Origin of the sequence: Hydrogenophaga sp. ZJX-1, from assembly GCF_048590325.1 — a bacterium.
Classification (GTDB): Bacteria; Pseudomonadota; Gammaproteobacteria; order Burkholderiales; family Burkholderiaceae_C; genus Hydrogenophaga.
This window is the reverse complement of sequence record NZ_JBMBRA010000004.1, coordinates 364460-376122: the sequence shown is the minus strand read 5'-3', so window position 1 is coordinate 376122 and position 11663 is coordinate 364460. Positions and strand designations below refer to the sequence as shown.

Genomic DNA, 11663 nt, shown 5'->3' with positions numbered 1-11663 from the left:
GCGCGGGCGGACGCAGGGTCCGGGAAATAGGCGCCTTTCCCGCCCCAGCTCCATCGACCCGGGCGCTGGAATTGAGACAGAATGCGAGGAAGTTGTCGCAGCACACCGTGTGCGAAACATCTTTATCCTCCATGCCAGAAAACGAGACCCATCTGACGGCTGGCGACTGCCCGGTCGGTGAGACGCCTGCCTCGTCTTCCATGGCCGCCTGTGTCACGGATCCGTCGCTTTTTGAGGCGATGTTCCTGTCCATGCCCGTGGCGGCCAGCCTGAGCCGCATGGCCGACGGCCGGCTCCTGGCCGTGAACGATGCCTGGGTTGAGTTGTGCGGGGTGCCCCGCGAGGAGGCGCTGGGCCGCACGACGATCGAGTTGGGTCACTGGTTAGACGCTGCGGACCGTGCCCGCTACGTGGCTTCGTTGTCGCAGGCGGACAAGGTGGTCGATCTGTGCTTGAGCCACCACAAAACCCGGCGCATCTGTCTTCGTACTCGGCGGCTCGACATGGGTAGCGAGCCACTCTTGCTGGTGTACCTGACGGAAGTCGACAAGGAACAGGAGACCGAGCTCGCCCTGCAGACGGCCAACCGGGAGCTGCACCAGCAGGTGGAACTGCACGGCGCCATCGAAGAGCTCGCGCGCGTGGGCCACTGGACCAATGCCCCCAACGACCAGGACGTGCTCTGGTCACCCGGCCTGTTCGCCATCACCGGACTGGAGCCAGCGCCCGTGATGAGCCGCCGCGAAGGCCGCTCCGGCATCCACCCCGAGGACATGCCGGCCTGGCAACGCGCGCGCGCGGCGAAAGACGGTCGCGAGGTGGAATACCGCTGGCAGCGGCCCGATGGCCAGCAGCGCTGGTTGCGCACCCGCATCAGCCAGACCGCGGTGGCGGGCAATCCGCAGACCGACTTCGGTGTGGTCCAGGACATCACGGCCGAGCGCGAAGCCACCCAGGCGCTGGCGGGCCAGCTGCGGTTCATCCAGAACATCGCGGCCCGGGTGCCGGGTTTGGTGTACCAGATACGCCGGTATCCCGACGGCAGCAGCACGATTCCGTATGTGAACGACGCGGTGCACGAGATGGTGGAGCTGGACCCCAGCGACCTCGCGCGCGACGCCAGACTGTTTTTTGAACGGGTGCACCCGGACGATCTTCCCCAGATGGTGACGTCCCTGGCGGCGTCCGCGCGCGATCTCACGCTGTGGCGGCAGGTCTATCGCATCCAGTTGCCCCGCGCAGGGCTGCGCTGGTACAGCGCGGAGGCGGTGCCGCAGCGCGAAGCCGATGGGTCGGTGCTCTGGCACGGATTCACCTTCGACGTCACCGAGGCCCGGATCGCGGCCCAGGCGCTGGAGCGCCAGCACCGCATGCTCGACGCAGTGCGCCAGGCGCAAGCGGTTTTCATCGAAGCCGATGACAAGCGGCATGCCTTTGAAGGTTTGCTGGACGCGTTCCTGGGCGTGACCGGCAGCGGCTACGGGTTCGTGGGCGAGGTGCTGTACGACATGCGCGAGCAGCCCTACCTCAAGACCCACGCCATCACCGACATCGCCTGGGACGAAGCCTCGCGGCGCCTGTACGACGCCCAAGTCGATTCGGGCATGGAGTTCCGCAACCTCAAGACCCTGTTCGGCCACGCCATGCTCACCGGCGAGACGGTGATCGCCAACGATCCGGACCACGATTCGCGATCGGGTGGACTGGCTTCGGGCCACCCGGAAATGACGAACTTCCTGGGCATTCCGATCGCAGTGGGCGACCGCCTGGTCGCGATGGTCGGCCTGGCGAACCAGCCCGGTGGTTACAGCCCCACCGATGTGGAGTTTCTGCAGCCGCTGCTGGGCGCCGTGCGCCAGCTGGTGCTGGCCTGGCGCGGGCATGCCGAACGCAAGCGGGCGCGCCTGCAGTTCCAGGCCACGAGCGCCCTGCTGGTCGAAAAAAGCGCAGCGCTGCAAGTGACGTTCGACAGTATGAGCCAGGGTCTGACCATGGTGGACTCGGACGGGCGGGTGCGGTTCTACAACCAGCGCATGCTGGCGCTGCTGGACCTACCGGAGGCGTTGCTGGCCAGCCAGCCGCTTTTCAGCGAGGTGGCGGCGTTTCAGGTGAACCGGGGCGATTTTGGGGAAGACCTGAACCTGGTGGATGTCGCGCTCCGGGCCATCCTCGGGCAGGAGCCGCGTGTGGTGCCTCCCGAAACCTACCTGCGGCGCACACACGACGGCCGGGTGCTGGAGATTTACACCCGCATGCTGCCCGAGGGGGGCATGGTGCGCACCTACACCGATGTCACCTCCTATGTCGAAACCGAGGACGCCCTGCGCGAGGAGCGGCAGCGGTTGCAATGGGTGCTGGAGGCCACGCGTCCAGGCATCTGGGAAACCAATATCGAGACCTGGGCCATGACGATCAACGACCGTTGGGCCGAGATGCTGGGCTACACGGTCGCGGAACTGCAACCCACCACGTTCGACACCTGGCGCGCGCTGGTTCACCCGCGGGACCTGGAACGTGCGCAGCGGGTGTTGCAGCGACACTGGTCGGGCGAGTTGCCCTACTACGAGTGCGACATCCGGATGCGCCACAAGGCGGGTCACTGGGTCTGGATCAACGATCGCGGCCAGGTTCACCGGCGCGATGACAGTGGCAAGGCGCTGTACATGTCGGGCACCCACCTCGACATCTCCGACCGGGTGGCCGCACAGGAAGAAGTGCGCGCGCTCAATGCCACCCTGGAGCGGCGTGTGGCCGAGCGCACCGCCGAACTGGAGCGTTCCATGAAGGACATGGAGGCCATTTCATATTCGATCGCGCACGATCTGCGCGCGCCGCTGCGCTCGGTCAACGGCTTTGCTTCATTGATTGCCGAAGAAGAGGGCGATGGCTTGAGTCCGGTGGCCAAAGACATGTTCGGGCGCATCGCCCGCTCTTCACGCAGCATGGGCCAGATGATTTCAGACATGCTGGAGCTGCTGCGCGTGGTGCGGGTGGATCTGACCGCCGTGCCGGTGGACATGAATGCGCTGGCGCATTCGGTGGTCGATACCCTGGCGCCCGATGTGCCGCAGGCGCGCATCGATCTGCAGCCTTTGCCCGCTGTCATGGGCGACGCCACCCTGCTGCGGCAGGTGCTCGTCAATCTGATGGACAACGCGCTGAAGTACTCACGCCACCAGGCGCAGCCCGAGCTGGCGCTGGGCTTTGACGCGGAGCGGCAGGCCTTTTACCTGCGTGACAACGGCATGGGTTTCGACATGGCCCATGCAGGCAAGCTGTTCGGCCTGTTCCAGCGCCTGCATGCGGGCTCCGAGGTGCCGGGCACCGGTGTTGGCCTGGCCATCGTGGCGCGCATCATCGAGCGCCACGGCGGACGCATCTGGGCCAACGCAACGGCCGGGGCAGGCGCCACGTTCTGGTGGACGTTGCCCCTGTGCTGAGGCCGTTGAGGCCGCGCGGCTTCAGAAGGGAGCAGCTTGCTCGGCGGGCGGAGCATCGTCCCCAGACGGCTCGTTGTGGCCGCTGGTGTCGGTTTCTTCGGTCGAAGCCGCAAGCGGGCCCCTTGCCTGACGCACAGCCGCCTTGTCACCCGCACTGGCGAACTTGCTGTACTTGCCGATCGTGCTGACGAGCTGGCCGTAGATCTTGGGGTTGGCGGCCAGGCATTCCTTCTGTTCCAGGAAGTTGGCTTCGCCGGTGAAGTTGCCCACCAGGCCACCGGCTTCGGTCACCAGCAGCGCGCCCGCGGCCACGTCCCAGGGCGAGAGACCCATTTCGAAGAAACCGTCGGTGAAGCCGGCGGCCACATAGGCCAGATCCAGCGCGGCCGAGCCGGGGCGGCGCACGCCTGCGCACTTGGGCATCACGTCGCCCAGCATCTGCATGTAGGTCTGGAAGGCATCGCCCGGGCGGAACGGGAAACCGGTGGAGAACAGGCACTCGCGCAGGGCGATGCGCTTGGCCACGCGGATGCGGCGGTCGTTCATGTAGGCGCCGCGCCCGCGCGTGGCGCAGAAGAGGTCGTTGCGGCTCGGGTCGTAAATGACGGCCTGTTCCAGCTTGTTGCCCACCATGAGCGCGATGCTCACGCAGTAGACCGGGAAGCCGTGGATGAAGTTGGTGGTGCCGTCCAGCGGGTCGATGATCCAGACATGGTCTGCGCCACCGTGTTTGCCATCGCGTTTGCCCGACTCTTCGGCCCAGATCGCGTGGTCGGGGTAGGCGGTGAGCAGGGTGTCGATGATCGCGGCTTCGGCCGCGTGATCGACTTCGGTCACAAAGTCGTTGGTCTGCTTGGCAGAGACCCGGACCGACTCCACGTCCAGCGCGGCGCGGTTGATGATGGTGCCGGCAAGGCGAGCGGCCTTGATGGCCACGTTGAGCATGGGGTGGAGTGTGGACGACATGGGTTGTATACCTTTGCGCGGCCGCTGGGCGGCTCGCGTGACAGTGGAAGAGCGGGGAATGGCTGGACCCCAGGCGATGCGGGGCGGCGACAATCGGGGATTTTACCGTTTCAACACACCAAACACCTCACCGGAGCAAGTGCCCCACCCAGCACACACCGCAGAACTGGCTTTGCCAGGCTGCTGGTGTGGCCCCCCTGGGGGGTGACGCGAAGCGGCGCGGGGGGATTCCAAATGAAGACGAGATTCATCCTGATCCAGACCAGCCACGCCGGCAACGTGGGCGGCACCGCGCGCGCCATGAAAGTGATGGGTTTTGACGACCTGGTGCTGGTGGCGCCGCGCTGGGCCAACGTCTTGCGGCGCGAAGAGACCATCCAGCGCGCCAGCGGCGCCAACGACGTGCTGGCCAAGGCGCGCATCGTGGACACGCTGGACGAAGCGCTCGACGGCATCGAGCATCTGTGCGCCACGGCCATGACGCCGCGCGACTTCGGGCCGCCCACGCGCCACCCGCGCGACCACTTTGCCGCGCTGCTGGGCGTACCCGAAACGCCCGCGCCCACCCGCCCCGGCGGCGTGGCCTTCCTCTTCGGCTCCGAGCGCTTCGGCATGCGCAACGAGGACGTCTACCGCTGCCACACCTGCCTGAGCATTCCGACCGATCCGTTGTTTGGCTCGCTCAACCTGGCCGCCGCGGTGCAGTTGATCGCCTACGACTGGCGCCAGGCGCTGGGCGGCTACGCCCTGCCGCCCGCCAGCGCGCCCGAACGCCCGCTGGCCGACGCCAAGGCCCTGGCGGGCATGCTGCAGCACCTGGAGCAGGCGCTGGTGGCGGTGGACTTCCTGGACCCCGAGGCGCCGAAAAAGCTCATGCCGCGCCTGAACCAGCTTTTCAACCGCGCTGCACCGACCGAAGAAGAAATCCACATCCTGCGTGGTGTGGCCAAGGCCATGCTGCAGACCGCCGCGCAGGCAAAGCGCTAGACTGGCCGACCCGATACAGAAAACCAACGGCCCGTTCCATGTTTGCCCGACTCCGCTCCGACATCCAGTGCATCCTCGAGCGCGACCCCGCGGCGCGCAGCACCTGGGAAGTCATCACCTGCTACCCCGGTCTGCACGCCGTCTGGCTGCACCGCCCGGCGCACTGGTGCTGGACGCATGGCTTCAAGTGGCTGGGGCGTTTCACCTCGCACATCGCGCGCTGGCTGACCGGCATCGAGATCCACCCGGGCGCGAAGATCGGCGACCGGGTGTTCTTCGACCACGCCATGGGCACGGTGGTCGGCGAGACGGCCGAAATCGGTGACGGCTGCACGATCTACCAGGGCGTGACGCTCGGTGGCACCTCGCTCTACAAAGGCGCCAAGCGGCACCCGACACTGGGCAAGGACGTGGTGGTCAGCGCGGGCGCCAAAGTGCTGGGCGGTTTCGAGGTGGGCGACGGCGCCAAGATCGGCAGCAACGCGGTCGTGATCAAGCCGGTGCCTGCGGGCGCCACGGCGGTCGGCATTCCGGCGCGCATCATTCCGAGCAAAACCGGCGAGAGTGCCGACGTGACCGAAGCGCACCCGAAGTTCCAGGCCTACGGCATCACGCAGGAAGACGACCCGCTGTCGCAGGCGATGCGTGGGTTGATCGACAGCGCTTCCGGACAGGAACATCAGATTGCCTTGCTGTGGCAGGCGATCGAGAAACTGTCTTCGCAGCAGAAGGGTGACTGTGTGCCTTCGGACGCGGCTCGCAGCGAGTGCTTCGAGGCAGAGAAGCTGAATCAGCTGGTGGGGAAGTAAGCTTCCCCTCGCTCTGGCTTGTTTGCCATGTGACCCGGAGCACCGGGCGGCTGACTCCGCTCATGTCCCCCGGATCGGGCTGCGCCCGATCCTCCTCCTTGACTTCGCTGCGTCAGCCACCCGGTGCTCCGGGTCACGAGGGGCGCTTGTTCGCGCGAAGTTCCTTCGGCAGGGGGTGCGAGGGAGGGTCAGTGGTGATGCCCGTGGGCACCATGGGCATGGCCGTGAGCGACCTCCTCGGCTGAAGCTGGCTGCACATCGACCACCTTCACCGCGAAGCGCAGCGTCTGCCCGGCCAGCGGGTGGTTGCCGTCGAGGTGCACGGTATCGCCCTTGATCTTCATGACCGTGAAGACCTGCTGGTTGCCCTGATCATCGTGCCCCTGCAGTTGCCCGCCGACCTTCACGCCGGGCGGGAACTCGCTCTTGGGAATCGTGGTGGCCAGGCTCTCGTCGCGCACGCCAAAGGCGTCCTCCGGCGGGAGCACCAGTTGCGCGGAGAAGCCGATGTCCTGGCCCTCCAGCGCTTTCTCGATGCCGGGCAGCGTGTTGTTGTAGCCGCCGTGCAAATACGCGCGCGGCTCCTTGCCGTCTTCCAGCAGCTTGCCTTGCGCGTCGGTGGCTCGGAAGGTGATGGTGACGATGGTGTCTTTGGTGATTTTCATGGGTTCACTCTGGGGTGGGTTCAGACGATGCTGGCCAGGTGGCGAGGCAAGGTCTGCAGGCTGACAAAGGTGAGGTCGTACATGGCGGTGAGGCTGCCCGCCTGTTCATCGGTGATGTCCGTCGAACAGATGATGAAGCGGCTGCGCTCGACGCCCAGGCGCTTGCGCAGGCGCTGGTATTTGTCGATATCTCGGCGGAATTCACCGGACTTGCATTCGATACAGATCGGCGACTGGCCAGCAGGCAGCGCCACGACATCGAGTTCATGCACATCTTCATTGGGGAACAGCACGTTCACGCCCCGAGCGCAAGAGAAGGCCAGTTTCTTGTTTTGCAGGGATTCCAGCAGTTCCAGCAGTGCGTACCACTCCAGCCAGGCACCTGCAAAAAACTGGCGTACCGTAGGCGCTGGCTGCAATGAAAGCCGAACCACCTTCTCCTGCTTTTGGTAGAAGTAGCGAGAGAACAGCGTGTGGCTGTAGAGCTGCCTGCACAGGTTGTTCAAAGCCTGCGCGTCTTTCTGGCTCATGCCCGTGAGGTCGATGTTGAGCCCGGTGTGACTCTTGCGGTAAGCGTATGCAACCCGTTGGACGAGCTCACCAAACAGGTCGTATTGACGCCCGATCTGCTGTGCAGCTTCATCAAAGTAGCCGCTCGTATCCACGTTGCTGTGGTCGAACTGGGCTTCAATCTGACGCGATTTGAGCCACTTCTCGATGGGCGCGTGTTGGGCTGCCGTGGCCAGGTTGTCGTTGTTGCCAGCCTCTTTTCCTGCCTCTGCCACGGAGGTTTCTTCTGGCGCCGTGGCCGTGGCATTTTCAGGATCGCGTCGTTCTTCGGCTTGCAGGGCCTTGACCTCACGCATGGCCGCCGCGTAGCGCTCTATCAACTTGCGGACGTAGAACGCCGTATCAAAAACAGAGCAAGGCGCCTGGCACGCGGAACATGGCACTTGTGTGCCAGCGACGGGCGATTCGCTCACATGGCCGCACTGGTTGCAGCGATAGACAGGCATAGAAACTTCCCTGAAACCGGTTCTCTTTGTGTCCTGACAATGCCCGTGGCGCGTGAAGGCCGATGGCCCTCAGCGGGCCGGGCGCACGGCGTTTTTTGGCCGCCAGGCCTTGCAGACCTCGTCGTTGGTTTCCAGGTAAGGCCCTTCGATCAGGTCGATGCAGTAGGGCACGGCCGTGAAGATGCCGTTGACCTTCTGGCTGCCGTCCGGGTTTTTCAGGCCTTCCAGCGTCTCGGCGATCGCCTTGGGCTGGCCCGGCAGGTTGATGATCAGGCTTTTGTCGCGGATCACGGCCACCTGGCGCGACAGGATGGCGGTGGGCACGAAGGCCAGGCTGATCTGGCGCATCTGCTCGCCGAAGCCGGGCATCTCCTTGTGCGCCACAGCCAGCGTGGCTTCGGGCGTCACGTCGCGCTTGGCCGGGCCGGTGCCACCGGTGGTGAGCACCAGGGCACAGCCGGCGTCCACCAGTTCGATCAGCGTCGCGCTGATGGTGGCCTGTTCGTCGGGGATCAGGCGCGGTTCGAAGGTGATGGGGTTTTTCAGGGCGCGCGTGAGCCAGTCCTGCAGCGCGGGCAGGCCCTTGTCTTCATAAACGCCGCTGCTGGCGCGGTCACTGATGGAAACGATGCCGATGCGCACCGGATCGTGGTTGAGGTGGTCGGTCATGGATCAGTCTTCCTGCGGGTCTTCGGCGTTGTCTTCCGGTGTGTCGTCGGGCGTGAGGGCGGTGCGCACGATCTGGAAAATCTCGCGGTAGGCCTTGCCGTGGCGCAGGGCTTCGCCCGGGCGCTCGGTCACGGCCTGTGCGTCCTTGCGCGCCTGGCGGATCAGGGCGCGCAGGTGCTGCACGTCGGCCGCCGGGTCTTGCTCCAGCCAGCGCGTGAGCGCGTTGTCGTCGGCGATCAGCTTGTCGCGCCACTGTTCGGCCTGGTGCAGCGCGAGCGTGGCCTGGGCCGAAGGCTTGCGCTGTTCTTCCATGGCGGCTTCGATGGCGGCCACGGTGGCTTCGTCGAGCTTGCGCATGAGCTTGCCGATGAACTGCATCTGGCGGCGCCGGCCTTCGAAGTTGGTGATGCGTTTGGCATCGTTCACGGCATCCACCAGCTTCTCGGGCAGACCGTTGTTTTCGATCAGGCGCGTCATCAACCCCGCATTGAGCGTGAGCAGGTTTTCGCCGAGCAACTGGAGGCGGTCGCTTTCCTTCTTCAGGTCGGTCTTGCTCATGTCGACCGAACCCTTGAGCTCGCGTTTGAGCTCCAGGTCGAGTTCGCTGCCCTCGGCAACGAACTGGCCACGGACGAAATAGCCTTTGGTGGGTTTGCGGGACATCGGTATAGGTACACCCCTGCGCCGCCTGCGGCGTCACCCCCTCAAGGGGGCGCCAGCTGCAGCCCGGCAAAGCCGGTTCTGCGCTGGCCTGGACGGCCGTGCCTCTTGCGTGGCGGGAAGGGGGAATGGGTAGGAAAACAAAAAAGGAGACCGGCAAGTATCATAGCCGTCGACATGAAAAAAGCCCTCAACACCCCGTCCCAAGCCCTTTCTTCCTCCGCCGCCCATGCCGGCCAGCCGCTCGCGGGCTTCCAGTACGCCCGGAGTCAGTTCGAGGAACTGGTCGACATGGCACTCGGCCACGCCAAGAAACTGGGTGCGTCCGATGCGGGCGCCGAGGTGTCCGAAGGCGCGGGCTTGAGCGTGAGCGTGCGCAAGGGCGAGCTGGAGAACGTGGAGCGCAACCGCGACAAGTCGCTCGGCGTCACCGTTTACCTGGGGCAGAAGCGCGGCAATGCGTCCACCTCCGATTTTTCACCCGACGCGATCCGCCAGACGGTGCAGGCGGCCTACGACATCGCCCGTTTCACCGCCGAAGACCCGGTGGCCGGCCTGCCCGACCCCGAAGACATTGCCGACAGCTACCCCGACCTGGACCTGTTCCACCCCTGGGCGATCAACTCCGAAGACGCGCTGCGCATCGCGCTCGAATGCGAGGCCGCGGCCTTCGCCACCAGCAAGAAGATCAGCAACAGCGAAGGCGCGGGCGTGTCGGCCCAGCAGTCGCACTTTTTCACGGCCCACATGCGCGGTGGCGAGCGCGGCCGGTCCGGCATCTTCAGCGGCGGCTACGCCAGCTCGCGCCACAGCCTGTCGGTGGCGCCCATCGCCGGCAAGGGCGCCAACATGCAGCGCGACCACTGGTACAGCTCGATGCGCGCGCCCGAAGACCTGGCCAGCCCGCAGGCGGTGGGCCGCTACGCCGCCGAGCGCGCGCTGGCGCGTCTGAACGGCCGCAAGATCGCCACCACCGAATGCCCGGTGCTGTTCGAGTCGCCGCTGGCTGCGGGCCTGCTGGGCGGCTATGTGCAGGCCACCAGCGGCGGCGCGCTCTACCGCAAGACCACCTTCCTGGCCGACAGCCTGGGCAAACGCGTGATGGCCAGACACCTCGACATCGTCGAAGACCCGCATGTCATCAACGGCAAGGGCAGCGCGCCGTTTGATGACGAAGGCGTGCGCACGCAGAAACGCAAGGTGCTCAGCGCCGGCAAGGTGCTGGGCTACTTTCTCTCCACCTACTCGGCACGCAAGCTCGGCATGCGCACCACCGGCAACGCGGGTGGCTCGCACAACCTCGTGCTCACCAGCCGCCTGACCCAGCCCGGCGACGACCTCAAGGCCATGCTGAAGAAGCTGGGCCGCGGCCTGTTCGTCACCGAGCTGATGGGGCAGGGCGTGAACTACGTGACCGGCGATTACTCGCGCGGTGCGTCCGGGTACTGGGTGGAAAACGGCGAAATCGCCTACCCGGTGCACGAGATCACCATCGCCGGCAACCTGAAGGACATGTTCCAGGGGATCGAGGCCGTGGGCGCCGATGCCTACAACTACGGTGCCAAGACCGTGGGCTCGATCCTGACCAACCGCATGAAGGTGGCGGGCAGCTGAGCGCTTGGGCGCGCTTTTGCCGGTGTCGGCCCACCTTGACAGAACGCTCAGCTTCCAAAACCCCTCAGTTCCAGCTGCGCGCCAGCGCCAACGCTGCCTGTTGCAGACGCGGCAGTTTTTCCATCGCCTGGACCAGTGACATGCGTGCGGCAGGTGCTTGCAGAGCCACCGCGCTGCGCGGCAGGCCATCGGTGCCCGGGACGGGCACCGCCACGCAGACCAAGCCTTCGACGAACTCTTCCGCATCCACGGCATAGCCGTCACGCCGGATGCGCCGGAACTCCGCTTCCAGCGCCTCGCGCGTGCACAGCGTGGTGCCGGTGTGTCGGCTCAGCGGCAGGCCGCCCAGCATGGCCTCCCGGCGTGGCGCTGGCAAATGGGCCAGCAGCAGTTTGCCGCTGGCCGAGCAGTGCACCGGAACGCGTGTGCCTGGCCGCAGGTTGAACTGCAGCGGGAACGCCGATTCGATGCGATCCAGGTACAGCACTTCGCCACCCGAGAGCATGGTGTAGTTGCAGCTCTCGCCCACATCGGCCACCAGCTGGCGCAGCACCGCATGGCGCACACCGTGCTGGCTGCTGCTGGCCAGTGCGTCTTCGCTGATCCGGAACAAGCGGGGTGCCAGCGCGTAGCGGCGCCCATCGGGCTCGCGCAGCAGCAGGCCACCGCTTTCCAGTTGGGACAGCAGTCGGTGCACCGTGGGCTTGGGCCATCCGCTGGCGGCGACGGCTTCGGCCAGGCTCAGGGGACGGCCTTCGCGCAACAGCACTTCGATCAGATCGAAGAGCCGCAGGCCGGGTGTGGTGTTGGGGTTTTCCATCGGTTGTCTCGAAATCC

10 protein-coding genes are annotated in these 11663 nt (G+C 65.8%); 4 read left to right on the top strand and 6 right to left on the bottom strand.

What is annotated here, in order from left to right:
* The first annotated feature begins 131 nt into the window (after window positions 1-131).
* Entirely contained in the window at window positions 132-3440 is a 3309-nt protein-coding gene (locus ACN5W5_RS13720; RefSeq protein ID WP_420049051.1) for a PAS domain-containing protein, read from the top strand.
* Between the two features lie 21 nt (window positions 3441-3461).
* On the opposite strand, the gene ACN5W5_RS13715 is transcribed toward ACN5W5_RS13720, so the two are convergent.
* Complete coding sequence (locus ACN5W5_RS13715) at window positions 3462-4406, bottom strand: inositol monophosphatase family protein (protein WP_420049050.1); 945 nt, start codon at window positions 4404-4406, stop codon at window positions 3462-3464.
* Window positions 4407-4640: 234 nt separating this feature from the next.
* Here ACN5W5_RS13715 and ACN5W5_RS13710 point away from each other — a divergent pair, with 234 nt between their 5' ends.
* Together ACN5W5_RS13710 and cysE are read left to right on the top strand one after the other, a co-directional pair.
* On the top strand, window positions 4641-5393 hold the full coding sequence (locus tag ACN5W5_RS13710; protein ID WP_420049049.1) for an RNA methyltransferase: 753 nt from the start codon (window positions 4641-4643) through the stop codon (window positions 5391-5393).
* A gap of 38 nt (window positions 5394-5431) precedes the next feature.
* Window positions 5432-6202, top strand: coding sequence for a serine O-acetyltransferase (gene cysE / locus ACN5W5_RS13705; protein ID WP_291185318.1), 771 nt, complete (start codon window positions 5432-5434; stop codon window positions 6200-6202).
* Window positions 6203-6390: 188 nt separating this feature from the next.
* Here the strand turns inward: cysE and ACN5W5_RS13700 are convergent, their stop codons facing one another.
* From ACN5W5_RS13700 to yjgA, 4 genes are all read right to left on the bottom strand, one after another.
* Entirely contained in the window at window positions 6391-6867 is a 477-nt protein-coding gene (locus tag ACN5W5_RS13700) for an FKBP-type peptidyl-prolyl cis-trans isomerase (RefSeq protein ID WP_420049048.1), read from the bottom strand.
* A gap of 20 nt (window positions 6868-6887) precedes the next feature.
* On the bottom strand, window positions 6888-7883 hold the full coding sequence (locus ACN5W5_RS13695) for a hypothetical protein (RefSeq protein WP_420049047.1): 996 nt from the start codon (window positions 7881-7883) through the stop codon (window positions 6888-6890).
* Window positions 7884-7952: 69 nt separating this feature from the next.
* Window positions 7953-8552 (bottom strand): molybdopterin adenylyltransferase, encoded by a 600-nt coding sequence (mog, locus tag ACN5W5_RS13690; RefSeq protein ID WP_177135757.1) that lies wholly within the window; start codon window positions 8550-8552, stop codon window positions 7953-7955.
* A 3-nt stretch (window positions 8553-8555) separates the two neighbouring features.
* Window positions 8556-9215 carry a ribosome biogenesis factor YjgA gene (yjgA, locus tag ACN5W5_RS13685; RefSeq protein WP_420049046.1) on the bottom strand — a complete coding sequence of 220 codons (660 nt, stop codon included), beginning with the start codon at window positions 9213-9215 and terminating at the stop codon, window positions 8556-8558.
* Window positions 9216-9389: 174 nt separating this feature from the next.
* Between yjgA and pmbA the strand changes: the two genes are divergently transcribed.
* Window positions 9390-10826 carry a metalloprotease PmbA gene (gene pmbA, locus ACN5W5_RS13680; RefSeq protein WP_420049045.1) on the top strand — a complete coding sequence of 479 codons (1437 nt, stop codon included), beginning with the start codon at window positions 9390-9392 and terminating at the stop codon, window positions 10824-10826.
* A 64-nt stretch (window positions 10827-10890) separates the two neighbouring features.
* Here pmbA and ACN5W5_RS13675 read toward each other — a convergent pair whose 3' ends face one another.
* Complete coding sequence (locus tag ACN5W5_RS13675; protein WP_420049044.1) at window positions 10891-11646, bottom strand: IclR family transcriptional regulator; 756 nt, start codon at window positions 11644-11646, stop codon at window positions 10891-10893.
* Window positions 11647-11663 lie beyond the last annotated feature (17 nt).

Excerpts from the sequence above, each read along its gene's own strand:
- ACN5W5_RS13720 (WP_420049051.1), top strand. The coding sequence starts at position 132 with ATGCCAGAAAACGAGACCCATCTGACGGCTGGCGACTGCCCGGTCGGT.
- ACN5W5_RS13715 (WP_420049050.1), bottom strand. The coding sequence starts at position 4,406 with ATGTCGTCCACACTCCACCCCATGCTCAACGTGGCCATCAAGGCCGCT.
- ACN5W5_RS13710 (WP_420049049.1), top strand. The coding sequence starts at position 4,641 with ATGAAGACGAGATTCATCCTGATCCAGACCAGCCACGCCGGCAACGTG.
- cysE (WP_291185318.1), top strand. The coding sequence starts at position 5,432 with ATGTTTGCCCGACTCCGCTCCGACATCCAGTGCATCCTCGAGCGCGAC.
- ACN5W5_RS13700 (WP_420049048.1), bottom strand. The coding sequence starts at position 6,867 with ATGAAAATCACCAAAGACACCATCGTCACCATCACCTTCCGAGCCACC.
- ACN5W5_RS13695 (WP_420049047.1), bottom strand. The coding sequence starts at position 7,883 with ATGCCTGTCTATCGCTGCAACCAGTGCGGCCATGTGAGCGAATCGCCC.
- mog (WP_177135757.1), bottom strand. The coding sequence starts at position 8,552 with ATGACCGACCACCTCAACCACGATCCGGTGCGCATCGGCATCGTTTCC.
- yjgA (WP_420049046.1), bottom strand. The coding sequence starts at position 9,215 with ATGTCCCGCAAACCCACCAAAGGCTATTTCGTCCGTGGCCAGTTCGTT.
- pmbA (WP_420049045.1), top strand. The coding sequence starts at position 9,390 with ATGAAAAAAGCCCTCAACACCCCGTCCCAAGCCCTTTCTTCCTCCGCC.
- ACN5W5_RS13675 (WP_420049044.1), bottom strand. The coding sequence starts at position 11,646 with ATGGAAAACCCCAACACCACACCCGGCCTGCGGCTCTTCGATCTGATC.